This window comes from Mediterranea massiliensis, assembly GCF_900128475.1.
Lineage (GTDB): Bacteria > Bacteroidota > Bacteroidia > Bacteroidales > Bacteroidaceae > Bacteroides > Bacteroides massiliensis_E.
On record NZ_LT635837.1, the window covers coordinates 219436 to 240854 of the forward strand.

At 58.7% G+C, this 21419-nt stretch carries 14 protein-coding genes; 5 read left to right on the top strand and 9 right to left on the bottom strand.

Annotated features, from left to right (window positions below; translation table 11 throughout):
• Positions 1-2 precede the first annotated feature (2 nt).
• Entirely contained in the window at positions 3-890 is an 888-nt protein-coding gene (locus BQ7483_RS08815; RefSeq protein WP_072545629.1) for an HlyD family secretion protein, read from the bottom strand.
• A gap of 71 nt (positions 891-961) precedes the next feature.
• Positions 962-2230: a TolC family protein gene (locus tag BQ7483_RS08820; RefSeq protein ID WP_407657211.1), complete on the bottom strand. Its 1269-nt coding sequence runs from the start codon at positions 2228-2230 to the stop codon at positions 962-964.
• Positions 2231-2397: 167 nt separating this feature from the next.
• On the opposite strand from BQ7483_RS08820, the gene BQ7483_RS08825 reads away from it, so the two are divergent.
• Positions 2398-3285, top strand: a complete 888-nt coding sequence (locus tag BQ7483_RS08825) for a helix-turn-helix domain-containing protein (RefSeq protein ID WP_072545631.1) — start codon at positions 2398-2400, stop codon at positions 3283-3285.
• Between the two features lie 26 nt (positions 3286-3311).
• On the opposite strand, the gene BQ7483_RS08830 is transcribed toward BQ7483_RS08825, so the two are convergent.
• The 7 genes from BQ7483_RS08830 to BQ7483_RS08860 all read right to left on the bottom strand — a co-directional run bounded on the left by BQ7483_RS08830 (position 3312) and on the right by BQ7483_RS08860 (position 12127).
• Positions 3312-3953, bottom strand: coding sequence for a DUF4252 domain-containing protein (locus tag BQ7483_RS08830; RefSeq protein ID WP_072545632.1), 642 nt, complete (start codon positions 3951-3953; stop codon positions 3312-3314).
• 15 nt (positions 3954-3968) lie between these two features.
• Entirely contained in the window at positions 3969-4496 is a 528-nt protein-coding gene (locus BQ7483_RS08835) for a hypothetical protein (protein WP_072545633.1), read from the bottom strand.
• Positions 4483-4992, bottom strand: a complete 510-nt coding sequence (locus BQ7483_RS08840) for an RNA polymerase sigma factor (RefSeq protein ID WP_072545634.1) — start codon at positions 4990-4992, stop codon at positions 4483-4485. The genes BQ7483_RS08835 and BQ7483_RS08840 overlap by 14 nt, the downstream gene beginning before the upstream one ends.
• 328 nt (positions 4993-5320) lie before the next feature.
• A complete protein-coding gene (gene carB / locus BQ7483_RS08845; RefSeq protein ID WP_072545635.1) occupies positions 5321-8551 on the bottom strand; it encodes a carbamoyl-phosphate synthase (glutamine-hydrolyzing) large subunit in 3231 nt (1076 codons plus the stop codon).
• Between the two features lie 258 nt (positions 8552-8809).
• Positions 8810-10030: a glutamine-hydrolyzing carbamoyl-phosphate synthase small subunit gene (carA, locus tag BQ7483_RS08850; RefSeq protein ID WP_072545636.1), complete on the bottom strand. Its 1221-nt coding sequence runs from the start codon at positions 10028-10030 to the stop codon at positions 8810-8812.
• Positions 10027-10239, bottom strand: a complete 213-nt coding sequence (locus BQ7483_RS08855; protein WP_072545637.1) for a glycine zipper domain-containing protein — start codon at positions 10237-10239, stop codon at positions 10027-10029. Before BQ7483_RS08855 ends, carA begins: the two co-directional genes overlap by 4 nt.
• 4 nt (positions 10240-10243) lie before the next feature.
• Complete coding sequence (locus tag BQ7483_RS08860; RefSeq protein WP_072545638.1) at positions 10244-12127, bottom strand: amidophosphoribosyltransferase; 1884 nt, start codon at positions 12125-12127, stop codon at positions 10244-10246.
• 379 nt (positions 12128-12506) lie between these two features.
• On the opposite strand from BQ7483_RS08860, the gene gltB reads away from it, so the two are divergent.
• The 4 genes from gltB (at position 12507) to dapF (ending at position 21375) form a co-directional block, all read left to right on the top strand.
• Positions 12507-17033: a glutamate synthase large subunit gene (gltB, locus tag BQ7483_RS08865; RefSeq protein WP_072545785.1), complete on the top strand. Its 4527-nt coding sequence runs from the start codon at positions 12507-12509 to the stop codon at positions 17031-17033.
• 151 nt (positions 17034-17184) lie between these two features.
• Positions 17185-18525 carry a glutamate synthase subunit beta gene (locus BQ7483_RS08870; RefSeq protein WP_072545639.1) on the top strand — a complete coding sequence of 447 codons (1341 nt, stop codon included), beginning with the start codon at positions 17185-17187 and terminating at the stop codon, positions 18523-18525.
• A 38-nt stretch (positions 18526-18563) separates the two neighbouring features.
• The gene (gene asnB / locus BQ7483_RS08875) at positions 18564-20294 is read left to right on the top strand and encodes an asparagine synthase B (RefSeq protein WP_022020936.1); all 1731 of its coding nucleotides are present in this window, start codon (positions 18564-18566) and stop codon (positions 20292-20294) included.
• A 271-nt stretch (positions 20295-20565) separates the two neighbouring features.
• Complete coding sequence (gene dapF, locus BQ7483_RS08880; protein WP_072545640.1) at positions 20566-21375, top strand: diaminopimelate epimerase; 810 nt, start codon at positions 20566-20568, stop codon at positions 21373-21375.
• Positions 21376-21419 lie beyond the last annotated feature (44 nt).

The window sequence follows — 21419 nt, forward strand, 5'->3', positions numbered from 1 at the left end:
ACTCAAAAGCGCAAGCCGCCGTACATACCTATCTTCAGTCCGCCGTCGTTGCGCACGGCTACCTTGACGGCATAGACCAAATTGGCCCGTTCGTCACGCGTCAGGATGTTCTTGGGCGTAAACTCCGAGGTGTCCGAAATCCACGTCACCTGCCCCTCGTATTCACGCTGCTGCCCGCCACCGTAGTCGGCCACGACGGTCACCGTCTGCCCTAACCGGACTTCGGCCAACTGCTCGCCGGTGACGTAGGCACGCAGGTACATCCGCTCCATGTCGCCCAGCCGGAAGAGCGGCGTGCCGGGTGCCACGAACTCGCCCGCCTCGGCATACTGCGCCAGGACGGTTCCTGCCACGGGAGCGCAGACACGGCACTTGGCCAGCTGGTCGTCCACCTGCGCCACCTGGATATCGACGGACGACGACTGCCACGACAGGCTGCGGTCGCTGTTCTGCAAGGAGGAGTTCTGCGCCGCCAGCTGCTTGCGCAGAACTTGGAGTAGTGACTCGGCATCGTCCAACTGCTTGCGATTGGCCGCATCGGCCTCCAGCAGACGCTTCACGCGATCGCGCTCCCGTTCGGCCTGACGAATCTGTTCCTGCGTGGCGGCTATCTGCTTGCGGATGTCGGGGCGCTGGTCCGATACGGAACGCGCACTGGCCTCCAGCTGCAGTTTCTTGAGGTAGAGCTGCACGGTATCCACCAGCCCCACAGCCTGACCGGCTTCCAGTTTCATGCCTTCCTCCACATCCATGCGGAGCAGTTTGCCCGAAGCCTCGGCAGACACAACGACCTCGGTCGTCTCGAAGGTACCCGTAGCGTCGTAACGGTCGCCGTCGCCCGAACAGGCGGCCAAAATCAGAAGTAGAAAAATTGTTGTAAAGAATCTCATATGAATGATAAATGGTTAATGGTTAATGGTAAATGACGAACGATTAATTCTCCATTCTCAATTTTCAATTCTCAATTATTCAGCGTGTGCCTCCAGTCGTACAGCCTCATCAGCCACTGTATCTCGTGGATGGCTTTCTGCTGGCGGGCCAGGCTCTCGGCGGTGATGTCTCGCAGGAGGTCGTTCACCGTGTACGTGCCACTCTGCAGCTTGACTTCCGAAGCCTGACGGATACGGGTCCGCAGGCGGATAATTTCGTCGTCGTCCGCCATCTGGCGTCGCAGGGCACGCACATCGGCTTCCTGACGGGTAGCCTCCAATCCCGTGTTGAAGAGAAAGGTGCTTCGTCCCGCCTCCAGCATCCGGCGGTTGTTCTCTATCAGGCGGCGGTCGTTCTTCAGCGTGTAGAGCCGTCCCAGATTCCACGACAGGCTGACGCCCGCCACGTAATAAGCCTTGAACTTATCCTCCAGCATGTTCAGGCCGGGATTACCGTAGCCGCCCTGTACAAAGAGGCCCAGCCGGGGCATGTAGCCCGTGCGGAGCGAGGCATCCTGTGCTGTGAGCCGGGCTGTCTGCGCATCATACCATCGCAGCTCGGGGCGACGGTTCTCCCCGTCCTCCGGTCCTACGGCCAGGGGCTTCTCCAGCCTCAGCTCCTCTTCGGACGGACGACCCAGATAGAGCAGGAGCATGTCGGCATAGGCACGGCGCGAAGCCTCCATCGCCACGCGCTGCTGGCGGGTGCTGAGCTGCTCCACAGCTACCTCGTCCAGGTCGCTGCGGTTGGCCGTGCCGTTGTCCACGCAGGCGCTCACCGTGCGGTGTGTCCGTTCCAGGTTGTCCTGCAACAGGCGGTTCTGCTCCAGCTGTTCGTCCAGCAGCAGAATGCCGAAGTAGAGCTGGTTCACCCGCTCGTCCAACGCATAGAGATCCACGTTCAGTTTCTCCGTATTGACCTCGGCTCCGGCACGCACCAGCAGTTTGCGCCATTTCGTCTCGCCGCCGTCCCACACAGACTGCTGCACCTGCAGCGTCACCTGATACTGGTCGCGGGGCATGAAGTTGACGTCGATGCTAGGCAGCTCGAAAGGCAGTTTGGTCACATCGCTCTGATAGGACGCCTTGGCCGAGAGGCTGACCTGCGGCAGATAGGCTTTGGCGGCATTGGCCACGTCGTATTGCGCAGCCTGCTCAATCAGACCATACTGACGGATGAGGGGATAATTGTCGCGCGCCTGACGGCGGCATTCTTCCAGCGAGAGCTGCGCACGAAGCGGCGGCAGGCACAGGGCAGACAATAATAAAGAGAGGAGCAATCTGTTTCTTTTCATAAGCAACAAGAGTTAAGTGAACCAATCATGTTGCAAAGATAAAAGGAAACGGGACAGATATACATTCTTTCGCGCAGTATCTCTGTCCCATTTGTACGATTTTCCCCCAAACGCCCCCTCTTATTCTTCGTTTTTCTTGTTTTTATCTGCACCTTTGCAGAAAAACGCAACTTATGAACAAGCAAAAACCCATCAACCTGACCCTGAACTTCCTGAACGAAATGGGTGTGGCCGCCAACAACGACTATGCCTTCATCAACCGCGAAATGGGCATCGTCAACAGCATGTACGAGATGAACAACCGGTTCTTCCATGTCGGCCAACCCTACCGCACCAAAGAAATGCGTATCCTGAGAGGCCTCAGAGGCAGCGCCCGTATGTCCGTCAACCTGATGGAATATACCATCAAAGAACATACCATCGGGCTCATCCCGCCCAACGCCCTGTTACAGATAGTGGACATCAGCGGCGACTACGACATTCAGGCACTGGCTGCCGACAGCAATTTCATCCCAACTCAGCAACACAGCATCCTAACGGACTGGCATACCCAACAGGCTTTCTTCCTGGACAACCATGTGGAGGAATGGCGGCGGACGGGCACTTTCTTCTCGCTGATATGGGACGCCGTACACCTGCAGCCCTACCGTCGTGAAGTAGTGCAACACCTCATCACCTCACTGCTCTACAACGTACATTACCTGCAGGACAACTACCACCGTGACGAACTGCTCCGCCCCTCGCGCCACGAGGAACTGTTCCGACGCTTCATCACGCTGGTCAACGAGTACTGCAAGACGCAGCACACCACCGCCTTCTACGCCGACCGCCTCTGCCTGTCACCCCGTTACCTGAGCACCGTCATCCGCGACGTCAGCGGACGCACCGTCGTAGAGTGGGTCAACCAGGCCGTCATCCTCGAAGCGAAGGTGCTGCTGAAGCACAGCGACCTGCTCACCTACCAGATAGCCGACGAGCTGCACTTCCCCAACCCATCGTTCTTCAGCAAGTTCTTCAAGCGGATGACGGGCATGACGCCGCAGGAATATCAGCGGACGTAAAAACACTGCACTGTTACCGAACCCATTTAATCCCGAAGCGACTTCATGTCATCGCCCAGCTTCTTCATGTCTTCGACAAACTTTTTCCATTCGTCGGAGCTGAACGCACGTTCCAGGTCCTTCAAGTCGATATGAGATTCCTGAATGCCCATCGCCTGCAAGTCTTCCAAGCGATAGCCTCGGGAAGGAGCGACGTATCCACTGGTGTCCTGATAGAGCAGGATATTCTGCACGTCCTTGGTCGTCATCTCCCCTTCCAGGTAGACGAACTTCAGCGAGGCGGCCCCGTTGATCACCATCACCAGCTCCTTCACCTTGTCGCCCTTGCGGCTGACGTAGAACTCGGAGGACGACACGATTCCTTTCTGCTTCATCAACAGCTCGTAGCGCGAAGACTTCACCAGCTCGCGGATGTCTTTCAGCAAATCCGGCTTGATCTTGTTGTCCAGCGTCGAGATAATCTGCACCGAGTTCAGCTGCGAAGCCGCCTTGCCGATGTAGATGTCTTTCGTGAACAGGCTGGGATTCATGTCCAGCATGGCTTTGGAGATGTATACGGACGACACGTTCTTCCTGTCGCTGTATTTCTTGAACAACTCCTGTTGGGCCTGGCCCAGCAGCGGTAATGCCAGCAGTAGGCTGACCAAAAGCATTTTGACGGTTTTCATAACAATTGATGGTTTTTATTTGGATAATTCTTGTTTCACTTCCTTCTGCACCACGTCCATCTGAGACTGCACTTCCTGCATCTGTTCGATGCCGGCCCTCCAGTTGCTCGACATTTCGCTGAACGTGGCCTGCAGCACCCGATAAGCATCCTGCGGGTCGCTGAAGGTATCGAGCGGCGTGGGCGGCACAGGCTTCTTCTCCATTGTGGCCACCCCCCATCCGATGCCCATCAGCACCAGGAACGTGGCTGCCACGCCGGCCGCCCAGCGCCAGTTGCGGCGCGTACGGTTGGGACGGAGGAAGTGCGGCAGCTCCTCGTCCTTGCGGTCTATCAGGCGCGACAGCTTCTCTTCCAGCCCTTCAGGCACGGGTATTTCCTGTGGACTCTCCTCCTCCAGAGCCGCCAACAGCCTGCGGTCGGACTCCAGATGTTCGGGCACGTCCTCCGTGCGCAAGGCTTCCTTCAACCTGTTTTCTTCGTGCTCGTCCGTTGTCCCTTCGTAGTAGGCAGCGAGCAACCGTTCCATTTCATCGACTTTCATAGTTGTTCCATTTAGTAAATTCTTCACGTATCTTCTTTCTCGCCCTCGACAGGAGCACACGGACGTTCACCGCGTTCAGTCCCGTCAGTCGCTCCACCTCTTCGTAGGAGCATCCCTTCACATCGCGCAGCATCATCACCATCCGCTGTTGCCGAGGCAGACGGGCTATCAGCATCCTCACCAGCTGTGCGTCGTCCTTCGCGTCCCGGCCGTCGGCGGGCAGGGCGTTCTGTGCCTCGGTCAGGGGCAGGTGCTGCCTGTCGGAAAGGTATTTGCCCGATCGCAGCAGGTCGAAGCACATGTTCTTCACCAGCGTGACGGCAAAGGCTTCGGGATTGCTGATGAGCGTCAGCTCCTCGCGCTTGCTCCACAGCTTCAGGTAGGCTTCCTGAATGAGGTCCTCGGCGTCTTCGGCGTTCTCCAGCAACCTGCAGGCCACTCCGTACAGCTTGGCGTGGCAGGGCAGAAACATTCGTTTGAAACTCTCGGCATCCATGTGCTCTTTCTTCTATTCTTCTTTTATCAGTCCTATACCCATCAGACGTCGGAGCGAAGTGTTTTGTTACAAAGACCACCTGTTTTTTTATGCTTCCCCTGCATTTAGACACAGGACATAATGATTGTTTAAGCCGGGCAAACAGACATTGTAGTTGGGATCTATAAAGTCCGTAGTTACGGCGCTAATGTTCATGGTTACGGCGCTGAAGTCCATAGTTACGGCGCTGAAGTTGCACTCTATCCAAACGCAGATGCAACAGTAAAAAAACAAATGGGCTGCCCCGAAAGACAGCCCATTCATATAACGGTTCGCGCGGAAGCTCGAATTACTTATACTCCGCCCACGACTTGATGCGCAGGTCGTCGACCGACATCGTGCAGAAGGCATTGATGAAGGCGCTGGCCAGACGGGCATTGGTGATGAGCGGGATGTTGAGGTCGATGGCCGCACGGCGTATCTTGTAGCCGTTGCTCAGCTCGCCCGCCGTCAGGTTCTTGGGGATGTTGACCACCATGTCGATTTCCTTCTTGTGGAGCATGTCGAGTGCCTGGGGCTGGCCTTCCTCGCTGGGCCAGTAGACACGGGTGTTCTCCACGCCGTTCTCGGTGAGGAACTTCGACGTGCCGCCCGTGGCAAAGAGCTTGTAGCCCTTGCGCTGCAGCTGACGGGCCGCCTGAAGCATGTCCACCTTCTGCTTTGTGGAACCGGTGGACAGCAGGATGTTCTGCTGCGGGATGCGGTAGCCCACGGAGAGCATGGCCTTGAGCACGGCACACGAGGTGTCGTCGCCGATGCAGCCCACCTCGCCCGTAGAGGCCATGTCGACGCCCAGCACGGGGTCGGCCTTCTGTAGGCGGTTGAAGGAGAACTGCGAGGCCTTGATGCCCACGTAGTCCAGATCGAAGAGGTTCTTGTCCGGCTTCTCTACGGGGATGCCCAGCATGACCTTCGTGGCCAGCTCGATGAAGTTCAACTTCAGCACCTTGCTGACGAAGGGGAACGAACGGGAGGCACGGAGATTACACTCGATGACCTTGATATCGTTGTCGCGCGCCAGGAACTGGATGTTGAAGGGACCGGAAATGTTCAGCTCCTTGGCAATCTCGCGGCTGATGCGCTTGATGCGGCGCACGGTCTCCACGTAGAGCTTCTGCGGCGGGAACTGGATGGTGGCATCACCCGAGTGCACGCCGGCAAATTCGATGTGCTCGGAGATGGCGTAGGCGATGATTTCGCCGTTCTGTGCAACGGCGTCCATCTCCACCTCCTTGGCGTGCTCGATGAACTGGCTCACCACCACGGGGTGTTTCTTCGATACGTTGGCGGCCAGCTGGAGGAAGCGCTCCAGCTCTTCCTGGTTGGAGCAGACGTTCATGGCGGCGCCGCTCAGCACGTAGCTGGGACGGACGAGCACGGGGAAGCCTACTTTTTGGATGAAGGCGTTGATGTCTTCCATCGACGTCAGCGCACTCCACTCGGGCTGGTCCACGCCGATGCGGTCGAGCATGGCGGAGAACTTGTCGCGGTCTTCGGCATTGTCGATGCTCTTGGCAGAAGTGCCGAGGATGCGGACCTGCTGCGCGTCGAGGCGCAGGGCCAGGTTGTTCGGTATCTGACCGCCGGTAGAGACGATGACGCCGTGCGGGTTCTCCAGGTCGAGGATGTCCATGACGCGCTCGAAGGTGAGCTCGTCGAAGTAGAGGCGGTCGCACATGTCGTAGTCGGTGGAGACGGTCTCGGGATTATAGTTAATCATCACACTGCGGTAGCCCTCCTTGCGGATGGTGTTCAGCGCCTGCACGCCGCACCAGTCGAACTCCACGCTGGAGCCGATGCGGTAGGCGCCCGAACCGAGGACGACGATGCTGCGGTGGTCGCCCAGGTAGCGGACGTCGTTGGCCGTGCCGCTGTACGTCAGGTACAGGTAGTTGGTCTGCGCCGGATATTCGGCGGCCAGCGTGTCTATCTGCTTCACCACGGGCACGATGCCGCGCTCCTTGCGGTGGCGGCGCAGGGTGACGATGGCGTCTTCCATCTCGCCCTCCATGCCGATGGCGCGAGCCACCTGGAAGTCGGAGAAGCCCTGACGCTTGGCCTTGCGCAGCAGGTCGTCCGGCAGGTCGGCGAGCAGCTTGTGGTTGCCCGCCCACTCGTGCAGCTCCTTGGAGGTGCGCATGATGTTCATCAGCTTCTCCAGGAACCAACGGTCAATCTTGGTCAGCTCGTGCACCTGATCCACGGTGTAGCCGGCGCGGAAGGCTTTCGAGATGACGAAGATGCGCTTGTCCGTCGGCTCACGCAGCGCCTTGTCGATGTCGGGGATGACCAGCTCCTTGTTCTCCACGAAGCCGTGCATGCCCTGGCCAATCATGCGCAGGCCCTTCTGGATGGCTTCCTCGAAGGTGCGGCCGATGGCCATGACCTCGCCCACGGACTTCATCGAGGAGCCCAGCTCCTTGTCCACGCCGTGGAACTTGCCGAGGTCCCAGCGCGGTATCTTGCACACCACGTAGTCCAGCGCGGGCTCGAAGAAGGCCGAGGTGGTGCGGGTGACGGAGTTCTTCAGGTCGAACAGGCCGTAGCCCAGGCCCAGCTTGGCGGCCACGAAGGCCAGCGGATAGCCCGTAGCCTTGGATGCCAAGGCCGACGAGCGGCTGAGGCGGGCGTTGACCTCGATGACGCGGTAGTCTTCGGACTGGGGGTCGTAGGCATACTGCACGTTGCACTCGCCCACGATGCCGATGTGGCGGATGATGCGGATGGCCAGCTCGCGCAGCTTGTGGTAGTCGGTGTTCGAGAGCGTCTGGCTGGGGGCGATGACGATGGACTCGCCCGTGTGGATGCCCAGCGGGTCGAAGTTCTCCATGTTGCAGACGGTGATGCAGTTGTCGAAGCGGTCGCGCACCACCTCGTACTCCACTTCCTTCCAGCCGCGGAGGCTCTTCTCGACGAGCACCTGGGGCGAGAAGGAGAAGGCCTTCTCTACCAGCACGTTCAGCTCCTGCTCGTTGTCGCAGAAGCCCGAGCCCAGTCCACCCAGCGCATAGGCGGCGCGGACGATGACGGGATAGCCCAGCGCGGCGGCGGCGCGGCGGGCGTCTTCGGCGGTCTCCACGGCCTCGCTCTTGATGGTCTTCACGCCGATTTCGTTCAGCTTCCCGACGAACAGCTCGCGGTCTTCCGTGTCGATGATGGCCTGCACGGGGGTGCCCAGTACCTGGACGCCGTACCGCTCGAGTACGCCTTCCTTGTAGAGGGCCACGCCGCAGTTCAGCGCCGTCTGCCCGCCGAAGGCCAGCATGATGCCGTCCGGACGCTCCTTCTCGATGACCTTCTCGACGAAGTAGGGGGTGACGGGCAGGAAGTAAATCTGGTCGGCCACGCCCTCCGAGGTCTGCACGGTGGCGATGTTGGGGTTGATGAGGACGGTCTGGATGCCCTCTTCCTTGAGGGCCTTGAGTGCCTGCGAACCGGAGTAGTCGAACTCGCCGGCCTCGCCTATCTTCAGCGCGCCGCTTCCGAGCAGCAGGACTTTACGTATGTTGTTCTCTTTCATAAGACATTCTAAATGGATTGGATTGATATATAAAAATATTTACAGTCTGAAAACACGTTCGCGTTTGTCCCCCACGACAGCCTCGTTTGTCCCCGACGAGGGTCTCGTTTGTCCCCGACGAGGGCCTCGTGTGTCCCCGACGAGGGCTTCGTGTGTCCCCGGCGGAATGCTGCCAGACTATCCGTCTGATTATCAGGCCGCTGCAAAAAGTCGGCCGCTGGAGCCGGAAGCGAAGGGTCGTAGAGACTTTTCTTTACATCAGAGCAGGCGGACGAACTCGTCGAAGAGGAACTCCGTGTCCGTGGGTCCCGAAGCGGCTTCGGGGTGGAACTGGGCGGAGAACCAGGGGTTGCGCTTGTGGCGGATGCCCTCGTTGGAGCCGTCGTTCATGTTGACGAACAGCGGTTCCCAGTCGGCGCCCAGCGTGTTGTTGTCCACTGCGTAGCCATGGTTCTGACTGGTGATGAAGCAGCGGTCCGTGCCCACCATGCGCACGGGCTGGTTGTGGCTGCGGTGTCCGTACTTCAGCTTGTATATCCGCGCGCCTCCGGCCTTGGAGAGGAGCTGGTTGCCCATGCAGATGCCGAAGATGGGGAGCTTTTCATTGGCCATAGCGCGGCGGATGTTCTGCACGGCGGCGTCGCACGTGTCGGGGTCGCCCGGCCCGTTGGAGATGAAGAGGCCGTCGAACTGCAGCCCGTTGAAGTCGTAGTCCCAGGGCACGCGGATGACCTCCACGCCCCGGCGCAGGAGGCAGCGCAGGATGTTGGTCTTGACGCCGCAGTCAACGAGGACGACCTTCTTGAGTGGAGAGTTGAGAGTGGAGAGTTGAGAGTTGAGTTCTTCCTTCGGGGTGGAGACGGGGAAGGTCTTGCTCTCCCCTGCGGCGTAGACGATGATGTCCTTGCAGGAGACGCGGTCCACGTAGTTCACCTCTCCGTAGTTGAATGAAGAATGAAGAATGTCGGCTTCGCCTCCGAATGAAGAATCAGGCTGCACTGCGGCGCCGCACGGCAATTCTTCATTCTTCATTCTTAATTCTTCATTTTCATCGAATACGATGCGCCCCATCATGACGCCATGCTCGCGCAGCACCTTGGTCAGCTCGCGGGTGTCAATGCCCGTGATGCCGGGCACGTGTTCGCGCTTCAGCCAGTCGGCCAGGCTTTCCATGGCGTTCCAGTGGCTGTAGTTCTCGGAGTAGTCGCTCACGATGATGGCCTCGGCGTGTATCTTCTCGCTCTCCATGAAGGTGGCCAGTCCGTTGCCTTCGATGGTGAAGGGCGGCACGCCGTAATTGCCCACCAACGGGTAGGTCAGAGTCATCAACTGGCCGGCATACGAGGGGTCCGTCAGGCTCTCGGGATATCCCGTCATGGCCGTATTGAACACCACCTCGCCTGCTACCGGCTTTTCATAACCGAACGACTGGCCGCGGAAGCGGGTACCGTCGTCGAGGATAAGGGTTACGTTTCTCATTGTTTGTTCGTATCGTTATTGTTACTGTTGTTGTCTTTGTTCTTTCTCTTCTTCATCACACTCAGAGAAAAGGCCATGGCTACACCCATGGGCAACCAGAGGGCCAGGTTGTCGAGAATGATACCCAAGGCCGTACCTAATGACAGGCCGATGGCTAACGAGGAACCGTCGATATTTCCTTTGTCCTTCTGCTTCTGTTCTTCTTCCATATACTTAGAATTGATAGACTTGTTCGATGTAGTCGATGAAAGCCTTGTTGAGCAACTTCACGCCACCGGGCGTGGGATAGTTGCCGCTGAAGTACCAGTCGCCCGGATGGTTGGGGCAGGCCTCGTGCAGCCCTTCGAGGGGCTGGTAAACAATCTGCACCTTGGCACGGACATTCTCGGGCTTGAGCAGTTCCACCATCTTGGCCGCTATCTCGTCGTCGGTGAAGGGAGCGTAGATGTTCTTAACATAGTTCACCATCTGCTCCTTGGGCAGGTCGGCCTGCGCCTTGGCCTTGCGGTAGACGGCAGCGATGACGTCCTTCATGTCGCGGTCGCGCAGCAGTTCGATTGCCGCCTTGAAAGCGATGAACTCGCTCATGCGGGCCATGTCGATGCCGTAGTAGTCGGGGTAGCGCACCTGCGGCGACGAGCTGACGATGACAATCTTCTTCGGGTTCAGGCGGTCCAGGATGCCGATGATGCTCTGCCGCAGCGTGGTGCCTCGTACGATGGAGTCGTCGATGATGACGAGGTTGTCCACGCCCGCCTCCAGGCTGCCGTAGGTGATGTCGTAGACGTGGGCGGCCAGGTCGTTGCGCGTGTTGCCCTCGGCAATGAACGTGCGCAGCTTGATGTCCTTGATGGCCACCTTCTCGCTGCGGATGCGGCGCGAGAGGATGCGCTCCAGCTCGTCGTGGCTGGGGTTGTGGCCCAGGGCGGCAATCTGCTTCACCTTCTCCTCGTTCAGGTACTCGTCCAGCCCCTGAAGCATGCCGTAGAAGGCCACTTCGGCCGTGTTGGGGATGAAGGAGAAGACTGTGTGGTCGATGTCGTAGTTGACTGCCTTCAGGATGCTGGGCACCAGCTTCTTGCCCAGCAGCTTGCGTTCGCGGTAGATGTCCATGTCGCTGCCGCGGCTGAAGTAGATGCGCTCGAAGGAGCAGGGACGGAACTCACGGGGCTTGTTGATCTGCACCGTGCGCAGGCGGCCCGCCTTGCTGATGAAGATGGCCTGTCCCGGCTGCAGTTCGCGGATGCTGTCGGCCGGCACGTTGAGCACGGTCTGTATCACCGGACGCTCGCTGGCCAGCACGGCTATCTCGTCGTCCTGATACCAGAAGGCCGAACGGATGCCCCACGGGTCGCGGATGGCAAAGCTCTCGCCGCTGCCCGTCAGGCCGCACATCACGTAGCCGCCGTCCCACTCCCGGCTCGACGTGCGCAGCACGTTGGCCAGGTCCACATGTTCCTCTATGTAGTGGGTGATGCCCATGCCCGTCAACCCCTCGGCTTCGGCCTGGTTGAACAGGCGCTCCACCTCGCGGTCCAGGCGGTGGCCCACCTGCTCGAGCATGATGTAGGTATCGGCATACTTGCGGGGATGCTGCCCCATGGCGGTGATGCGGGCAAATATTTCGTCGACGTTGGTCAGGTTGAAGTTGCCGCAAAGGGCGAGGTTCTTGGCACGCCAGTTGTTGCGGCGCAGGAAAGGATGTACATACGAGAGTCCGGACTTTCCGGTGGTGGAATAGCGCAGGTGGCCCATATAGACTTCACCGGCAAAAGGAAGGTATTTCTCAGCATAGTCGGCATCGGCCAGCTGCTCGGGCGTCAGGTCCTTGAAGTGGCTCTGCACGGTGGAAAAGATTTCGGTAATGGCTCCCGAGCCCAGGGCCCGTTCGCGGAACATGTATTCCTCGCCGGGATTGGCCGCCAGCTTGACGCAGGCCAGCCCGGCCCCTTCCTGTCCGCGGTTGTGCTGTTTTTCCATCAACAAATAGAGCTTGTTGAGCCCGTACATCCACGTGCCATACTTTTTCTGATAATAGTCGAGCGGCTTGAGCAGGCGTATCATCGCCACACCGCATTCATGTTTTAATGGTTCCATATCGCTATCTGGATTGTTCTGTTATTCTTTTCCGAAATTCCGATGCAAAGATACGATTTTCCAATTCTTTTTGCTTTGTTTTTATACAATTTATTTATCAGAATATCACGCAAAGAAAGAATATACAAAACAATAGTTCATCCATATTTTATTTCAGCAACACAATGAATATTACAATATGAAACATATAGCGAACGATATATTATGAACTGAAAGAAAAACAGGGTGCAAACATTGCAAATGCAAACTATACGGCAGATATAGATAAAAGCAGGACAACAAAAGCCTGCGCAATAAACGCAAATAGAAAGAATTATAGCTATATTTGCACGCATAATGACACAATATGGCATACAAAAACATAAATACGAAAGCAACAATGAAGAATCAAGAGCATTTGAACAGAGCAAAAAGAGAGACTGAGAGGAACACAGGCTACCGACAATGCGGATTGTACGATGCGGCCAACGAACACGATGCCTGCGGCGTGGGCATGATAGTAAACCTGCACGGAGGCAAATCGCACGAACTGGTGGACTCTGCCCTGCGAGTGCTGGAGAACATGAAGCACCGCGGAGCCGAAGGGGCCGACAACAAGACCGGCGACGGAGCCGGCATCATGGTACAGATACCGCATGAATTCATCCTGCTGCAAGGCATTCCGGTACCCGAAAAAGGCAAATACGGCACGGGGCTCATCTTCCTGCCCAAAGACCCCAAGGAACAGGAACACATCCTGAGCATCATTATAGAAGAGGTGGAGCGCGAAGGACTCACGCTGATGCACCTCCGCGCCGTGCCTGTCAACTCGGACATTCTGGGACAAAGCGCCCGCGAGACGGAGCCGGACATCAAGCAGGTGTTCATTACCGGTGCCGGACACACGGAGAACCTGGAACGCACGCTCTACATCATCCGCAAGAAGATAGAGCAGCGCGTACACCACAAGGACTTCTACATCGTGTCGCTTTCGAGCCGCACCATTATATATAAAGGTATGCTGTCGTCCACCCAGGTGAGGGCCTACTTCAGCGACCTGACGCAACCCTACTTCACCAGCGGCCTGGCCATCGTCCATTCGCGCTTCAGCACGAACACCTTCCCCACGTGGAGCCTGGCACAGCCGTTCCGCCTGCTGGCCCACAACGGCGAAATCAACACCATCCGCGGCAACCGGGGCTGGATGGAGGCCCGCGAAAGCGTCCTCTCCACCCCGACACTGGGCAACGTGAAGGACATCCGCCCCATCATCCAGCCCAACATGAGCGACTCTGCCTCGCTGGACAACGTGCTGGAATTCTTCGTCATGTCCGGCCTGAGCCTGCCGCACGCCATGGCCATGCTCGTGCCCGAATCGTTCAACGACAAGAATCCCATCAGCGAAGACCTGAAGGCTTTCTACGAATACCACTCCATCCTGATGGAGCCCTGGGACGGCCCGGCCGCCCTGCTCTTCAGCGACGGCCGCTATGCAGGCGGCATGCTGGACCGCAACGGCCTGCGCCCGGCCCGCTACCTCATCACGCACGACGGCATGATGGTCGTGGCCAGCGAAGCGGGCGTCATCAGCTTTGAAGCAGAGAAAATAAAGGAAAAGGGACGGCTGCAGCCCGGCAAGATCCTGATGGTGGACACCGAGGAAGGACGCATCTACTACGACGGCGAGCTGAAGGAACAACTGGCCGCCGCCAAGCCCTACCGCCAATGGCTGTCGGCCAACCGCATCGAACTGGATGCCCTGAAGAGCGGACGCAAGGTGGCCAACACGGTGGACGACTACGACCGCCGCCTGCGCGCCTTCGGCTATACCCGCGAGGACGTGGAGCGCATCCTGATGCCCATGTGCAGCAACGGGGCCGAGCCTACCGCCTCGATGGGCAACGACACCCCGCTGGCGGTGCTGAGCGACCAGCCGCAACTGCTGTTCAACTACTTCCGCCAGCAGTTTGCGCAGGTGACCAACCCGGCCATCGACCCCATCCGCGAGGAGCTGGTGATGTCGCTCACCGAGTACATCGGCGCCGTGGGCATGAACATCCTGCTGCCCAACGAAACGCACTGCAAGATGGTGCGCCTGCCCCACCCGATACTGACCAACACCCAGCTGGACATCCTGTGCAACATCCGCTACAAGGGATTCAACACGGTGAAGCTGCCGATGCTCTTCGAAGCGTCACGCGGCAAGGCGGGCTTGCAGGAGGCCCTGGAGCAGCTGTGCAAGGAAGCCGAGCAGGCCGTGACCGACGGAGCCAACTACATCATCCTGTCCGACCGCGGCATTGACGCCCGGCAGGCCGCCATCCCGTCGCTGCTGGCCATCAGCGCGGTGCACCATCACCTCATCAGCGTACAGAAGCGTGTACAGACGGCCCTCATCGTAGAGAGCGGCGAGATACGCGAAGTGATGCACGCCGCCCTGCTGCTGGGCTACGGCGCCAGCGCCATCTGTCCCTACATGGCCTATGCCGTGCTGGACGACCTGGTAAAGAAAGGGGAAGTGCAGATGAACTACGAAACGGCCGAGAAGAACTACATCAAAGCCATCTGCAAGGGACTTTACAAGATTATCAGCAAGATGGGTATCAGCACCATCCGCTCGTACCGCGGCGCAAAGATATTCGAGGCCGTAGGACTGAGCGAGGAACTGCTCAAGAGCTACTTCGGAACGGAGGCGTCGACCGTCGGCGGCATCCGGCTGGAAGAAATCGCCAAGGACTACATCACCTTCCACGACAACGGCTTCGTCCCGGCACAAATGGACCCGCTGCTGCCCTACATCGGACAGATGTCCTACCGCAGGGACGGCGAACGCCATGCGTGGAACCCCGATACCATCAGCCGCCTGCAACTGGCCACACGCCTGGGCAGCTACGCGAAGTTCAAGGAATTCACCCGCACGGTGGACGAGAAGGAGGCTCCCCTCTTCCTGCGCGACTTCTTCGGCTTCCGCCGCAACCCGATCGACATCGAACAGGTAGAACCGGTGGAAAGCATCGTGAAGCACTTCGTGACGGGAGCCATCTCGTTCGGTGCAATCAGCAAGGAGGCCCACGAGGCACTGGCACTGGCCATGAACGAGCTGGGCGCACGCAGCAACACGGGCGAAGGCGGCGAAGACAGCATCCGCTTCCATGAAAAGGTGGACGGCATCAGCCTGTCGAGCAAGACGAAGCAGGTGGCTTCGGGCCGCTTCGGCGTGACGGCGGAATACCTGGTGAACGCCGAGGAAATACAGATCAAGGTGGCACAGGGAGCCAAGCCGGGCGAAGGCGGACAGCTGCCGGGCTTCAAGGTGGACGAGGTCATCGCCCGCACGCGCCACTCCATCCCCGGCATCTCGCTCATCTCACCCCCGCCCCACCACGACATCTACTCCATCGAAGACCTGGCACAGCTCATCTTCGACCTGAAGAACGTGAACCCGCATGCCGCCATCAGCGTGAAGCTCGTGGCCGAGAGCGGTGTGGGAACCATCGCTGCCGGCGTGGCCAAGGCGAAAGCCGACCTCATCGTTATCTCCGGAGCCGAGGGCGGTACCGGCGCATCGCCGGCCTCGTCCATCCGCTATGCGGGCATCCCGCCTGAGATAGGCCTGAGCGAAACGCAGCAGACGCTGGTGCTGAACGGCCTGCGCGGACAGGTACGCCTGCAGACCGACGGACAGCTGAAAACGGGACGCGACATCATCAGCATGGCCCTGCTGGGCGCCGAAGAATTTGCCTTCGGTACCACGGCCCTCATCGTACTGGGCTGCGTGATGATGCGCAAGTGTCACTCCAACACGTGTCCCGTGGGCGTGGCCACGCAAGACCCGCGCCTGCGCGAACACTTCCGCGGACATTATAAATATGTAGTGAACTACTTCCGCTTCCTGGCCCAGGAGGTACGCGAATATCTGGCCGAGATGGGCTTCAAGAGTCTGAATGACATCGTGGGCCGCACCGACCTCATCGAACTCCGGCAGGCAGTGGCAGGCAGCAAGGCCAGCCTGCTGGACTTCGGACGCATGCTCCACCGCGTGGAGAACGGCGCCGCCCTGCACCACTGCACCCAGCAGCAGCACGACATTGAGCACGTGAAAGACGTGGAAATGCTGAAGGCCGCCGCTCCCGCCCTGACCGACCGCCACGAAGTGTCGCTGGAATATGCCATCGGCAATACCGACCGCGCCGTGGGCGCCATGCTCTCGGGAGCCGTAGCTGCAAAGTATGGCAACGACGGCCTGCCTGACGGTACCATCAGCGTGAAGTTCAAAGGCTCGGCCGGACAGAGCTTCGGCGCCTTTCTGGCCCACGGCATCAGCTTCAAGCTGGAGGGCGAGGCCAACGACTACCTGGGCAAGGGACTGAGCGGCGGACACATCGCCGTACAACCGCCCGTACGCAGCAACTTTGCCGCCGAACAGAATACCATCGTGGGCAACACCCTGCTCTACGGTGCCACCAGCGGCGAGGTCTACATCAACGGACGGGCGGGCGAACGCTTTGCCGTGCGCAACTCGGGCGCCATTGCCGTCGTCGAGGGTGTGGGCGACCACTGCTGCGAGTACATGACCGGCGGACGTGTCGTCGTACTGGGCCAGACGGGCCGCAACTTTGCTGCCGGCATGAGCGGCGGCGTGGCTTACGTGTGGGACCCCCGCGGCACATTCGACTACTTCTGCAACATGGACATGGTGGAACTGTCGCTGCTCGAGGACGCCACTTCGCGCAAGGAGCTGCACGAACTTATCCGCCAGCACTACCTCTACACGGGATCGGCACTGGCACGCACCATGCTCGACAACTGGCCACGCTACGTCGAAGAGTTCATCCAGGTAACCCCCATCGAGTACAAGAAGGTGCTGGCCGAAGAACAGATGCGCAAACTGCAACAGAAGATTGCGGAGGTACAGAGAGACTATTAAAAACAAAAGTTAAGGAGATAAAGAAGTTAAGGAGTCAAGCCGACAGTTCGGTTGACCATAAGACAAATCATCACGCAGAGCTATTGGCTTCACTTCTTGACTCCTTCACTCCTGAATTTTCAATTCTCAATTCTTAATTATCAATTATCATATGGGAAACCCGAAAGCATTTCTCACCATCCCGCGCCAAGAAGCGGGATACAGACCGATACACGAACGTATAAACGATTATAGCGAGGTGGAGCAGACGCTCAACACCAGCGAACGCAAGCTGCAGGCCAGCCGCTGCATGGACTGCGGCGTGCCGTTCTGCCACTGGGCCTGCCCGCTGGGCAACCGCCCGCCCGAGTTCCAGGACGCCCTGTACAAGGGCGAATGGGAGAAGGCCTACTACATCCTGAGCCGCACGAACGACTTCCCCGAATTTACGGGACGCATCTGCCCGGCCCTGTGCGAGAAGTCGTGCGTGCTGAAACTCGCGTTAGACGCCCCCGTCACCATCCGTGAAGACGAGGCCGCCGTCATCGAAGCCGCCTTCCGCGAAGGCTACGTCCAGCCGCAGCACTATGCCCGCAACGGACACCGCGTTGCCGTCATCGGATCGGGACCTGCCGGACTGGCCGCCGCCAACCAGCTGAACCGCCGGGGCTACGATGTGACCGTCTTCGAACGCGACGAAAGCATAGGAGGCCTGATGCGCTACGGCATACCGAACTTCAAGCTGGGCAAGAACATCATCGACCGCCGCCTGCGCATCATGGAGGCCGAAGGCGTGAAGTTCCAGCCCAATACGACCGTCGACCTGGCCAATCTGCCCGACGGATACGATGCCTACGCCGTCTGCACCGGCACACCGCAGGCACGCGACCTGCCCATCCCCGGACGCGACCTGGCAGGCATCCACTTCGCCATGGAGATGCTGGGACAGCAGAACCGCGTAGTGGCGGGACAGACCTTCGACGCGAAGGAACGCATCACCGCCCAGGGCAAGCACGTGCTGGTGATCGGCGGCGGCGACACGGGCAGCGACTGCATCGGCACCTCGCACCGCCAGGGTGCCTTGAGCGTCACGCAGATTGAAATCATGCCCAAACCGCCCGTAGGCTACAACCCCGCCACTCCCTGGCCGCAATGGCCCCTCGTGCTGAAAACCAGTTCCAGCCACGAAGAAGGATGCACACGCCGCTGGAGCCTGAACTCCAACAAATTCACCGGCAAAAACGGCCGCGTCACCGGCGTAGAGGTGGAAGAAGTGGAATGGCTGCCCGCTCCCGACGGCGGACGCCCCATCATGAAGCCTACCGGAAAGAAAGAAGTCATCAAAGCCGACCTCGTGCTGCTGGCCATGGGCTTCCTGAAGCCCCAGTTGCCCCAGCTGCCGAAGAATGCCGTCGTAGCGGGCGACGCAGCCACAGGCCCCAGCCTCGTGGTGAAGTGCATCGCCGCCGGCCGTCGTGCCGCCGCCGACATCGACCGGATGCTGACTCATTGAAATGTATAACAAACCCCTCAAAAAAACATCAAAACATTATGTGTGGAATAGCCTGTATCTTCAATATCAAACAACAGACACCTGAACTGAGGCAAAAAGCCCTCACCATGGCCAAACGCATCCGCCACCGCGGTCCCGACTGGAGCGGCATCTACTGCGGAGGCTCGGCCATCCTGGCGCACGAACGCCTGTCCATCGTCGATCCCCAAAGCGGCGGACAACCCCTGTATTCACCCGACCGCAAGCAGATTCTGGCCGTCAACGGCGAAATCTACAACCACCGTGACATCCGCGCCGACTTTGCCGGTGAATATGAGTTCCAGACAGGAAGCGACTGTGAGGTCATCCTCGCCCTCTACCGCCGCTACGGTACCGACTTCATCGAACGGCTGAGCGGTATCTTCGCTTTTGCTCTTTATGATGAAGAGCGCGACGAGTTCCTCATTGCCCGCGACCCCATCGGCGTCATACCTCTTTATATAGGCCGCGATGCCGACGGAACCGTCTACTGCGCCAGCGAACTGAAAGCCCTTGAAGGCATGTGCGACGAATATGAACCATTCCTTCCCGGACATTACTACTGGAGCCGCGAAGGCAAGATGCGCCCGTGGTACAAGCGCGACTGGACCGACTACGAAGCCGTCAAGGACAACTATACCGCCAAGGCACCCAACGACACCCGTACCGCCGCCACCTCGGGCACCGCTCCCGAAGCCTGGCAGGCACAGGTATCAGCCGTCCGCACGGCCCTCGAAGAGGCCGTACGCCGCCAGCTGATGAGCGACGTGCCCTACGGCGTGCTGCTCTCCGGCGGTCTGGACTCGTCGGTCATCTCGGCCGTAGCCAAGCTCTATGCCGACCGCCGCATCGAAACCGACGGACAGCAGGCCGCCTGGTGGCCGCAGCTCCACTCCTTCGCCGTGGGCCTGAAGGGCGCCCCCGATCTGGAGAAAGCGCGGCTGGTGGCCGAACACATCGGTACGGTGCACCACGAAATCAACTACACCATTCAGGAAGGACTGGACGCCATCCGCGACGTCATCTATTACATCGAAACCTACGACGTCACCACCGTGCGCGCCTCCACGCCGATGTATCTGCTGGCCCGCGTCATCAAGTCGATGGGGATCAAGATGGTGCTCAGCGGTGAAGGAGCAGACGAGGTGTTCGGCGGTTACCTCTATTTCCACAAGGCTCCCACGCCGCAAGCCTTCCACGAAGAGACCGTCCGCAAGCTCTCCAAGCTCCACCTCTACGACTGCCTGCGGGCCAACAAGAGTCTGTCTGCCTGGGGTGTCGAAGGCCGCGTACCCTTCCTTGACAAGGAATTCCTCGACGTGGCCATGCGCCTGAACCCGGCGGCCAAGATGTGTCCCGGCCACACCATCGAAAAGAAAATCGTCCGCGAAGCCTTTGCCCAGCTCCTGCCCGAAGCCGTGGCCTGGCGACAGAAGGAACAGTTCTCCGACGGAGTAGGTTACTCGTGGATCGACACACTGAAAGCCATCACCGCCGCCGCCGTCAGTGACGAACAGATGGCCCATGCAGCCGAACGCTTCCCCATCAATCCGCCCCAGAACAAGGAAGAGTACTACTACCGCAGCATCTTCGAGGAACACTTCCCCAGCGACTCGGCCGCCCGCTCAGTGCCCAGCGTCCCCAGCGTAGCCTGCTCCACCGCCGAAGCCCTGGCTTGGGATGCCTCGTTCAAAAACCTGAACGACCCCAGCGGCCGTGCCGTAGCCGGCATACACGAAGCCGCATACTGATACCGGGCCATCAAGACCGAAAAGAAAGAAGGTGCACAGCTGTCCGTCGATTTCCGAACGGCAGCCGATGCACCTTCTTTCATTTTATCACAATTATCAAGCGTAATCTTTCAAACAGAAATAAAATAAGCTACACTAACTTACAAATGAAAGAAAATATCGAATATCAATAGAAAAGAGGAAGCAAAATATTCACCATTTACTCAAATTGTCATATATTTGCAGCAAATAAAAACAAAAAGAAACATATAATACAAAATACAAGAACAAAATGGCAACCATCAGATTCACCAAAATGCACGGAGCAGGAAACGACTACATTTATGTAGACACCATGAAATATCCTGTAGAAAATCCGGAACAGCTGGCCATCGCCTGGAGCCGCCCTCATACAGGCATCGGCAGCGACGGACTGGTGCTGATTGGCCGCTCCGATATAGCCGACTTCAGCATGCGCATCTTCAACGCCGACGGCTCCGAAGCCCGCATGTGCGGCAACGCCTCACGCTGCATCGGCAAATACGTCTACGAAGCAGGACTCACAACAAAAACCGAGATTACCCTTGAAACCCTCTCCGGCATCAAAGTGCTGCAGCTGCACCTCACGGCGGACAACCGGGTAGAGAGCGTGACCGTCGACATGGGACCTGCCACAGACATCCACACCGTAGCGCTGGGTGAAGGCTACGACTTCACGGAAGGCATCGCAGTCTCCATGGGCAACCCCCATTTTGTTCTATTTACCGATAACCTCGCACAGATTGACCTTACAGAGGTTGGTCCACGGCTGGAACATCACCCCCTCTTCCCCGACCGGGTGAATGTAGAGTTTGCCCAGATGCGTCCAGACGGCAGCATCCGCATGCGCGTCTGGGAACGAGGTTCGGGCATCACGCTGGCCTGCGGAACAGGGGCTTGTGCCACGGCTACAGCTGCCGTCTTCAGCGGGCTTACCCGGGGAGAAACAGCCATTGTAATGGACGGAGGGACACTGACCATCGACCGAGATCCCGCTACAGGACATGTCCTGATGACAGGGCCGGCCGTACGAGTCTTTGAAGGAGAAATAGAAACGGACTAAAGCATATTGAACTGACAATTAACTTAAAAACAAATAATAAAGAT

Bases quoted from the DNA above. Each gene is read 5' to 3' on its own strand.
- BQ7483_RS08860 (WP_072545638.1), bottom strand. From the start codon at position 12,127: ATGGAACCATTAAAACATGAATGCGGTGTGGCGATGATACGCCTGCTC.
- BQ7483_RS08840 (WP_072545634.1), bottom strand. From the start codon at position 4,992: ATGGATGCCGAGAGTTTCAAACGAATGTTTCTGCCCTGCCACGCCAAG.
- BQ7483_RS08830 (WP_072545632.1), bottom strand. From the start codon at position 3,953: ATGAAAACCGTCAAAATGCTTTTGGTCAGCCTACTGCTGGCATTACCG.
- BQ7483_RS08870 (WP_072545639.1), top strand. From the start codon at position 17,185: ATGGGAAACCCGAAAGCATTTCTCACCATCCCGCGCCAAGAAGCGGGA.
- BQ7483_RS08815 (WP_072545629.1), bottom strand. From the start codon at position 890: ATGAGATTCTTTACAACAATTTTTCTACTTCTGATTTTGGCCGCCTGT.
- asnB (WP_022020936.1), top strand. From the start codon at position 18,564: ATGTGTGGAATAGCCTGTATCTTCAATATCAAACAACAGACACCTGAA.
- carB (WP_072545635.1), bottom strand. From the start codon at position 8,551: ATGAAAGAGAACAACATACGTAAAGTCCTGCTGCTCGGAAGCGGCGCG.
- BQ7483_RS08855 (WP_072545637.1), bottom strand. From the start codon at position 10,239: ATGGAAGAAGAACAGAAGCAGAAGGACAAAGGAAATATCGACGGTTCC.
- dapF (WP_072545640.1), top strand. From the start codon at position 20,566: ATGGCAACCATCAGATTCACCAAAATGCACGGAGCAGGAAACGACTAC.
- BQ7483_RS08835 (WP_072545633.1), bottom strand. From the start codon at position 4,496: ATGAAAGTCGATGAAATGGAACGGTTGCTCGCTGCCTACTACGAAGGG.
- gltB (WP_072545785.1), top strand. From the start codon at position 12,507: ATGAAGAATCAAGAGCATTTGAACAGAGCAAAAAGAGAGACTGAGAGG.
- BQ7483_RS08825 (WP_072545631.1), top strand. From the start codon at position 2,398: ATGAACAAGCAAAAACCCATCAACCTGACCCTGAACTTCCTGAACGAA.
- carA (WP_072545636.1), bottom strand. From the start codon at position 10,030: ATGAGAAACGTAACCCTTATCCTCGACGACGGTACCCGCTTCCGCGGC.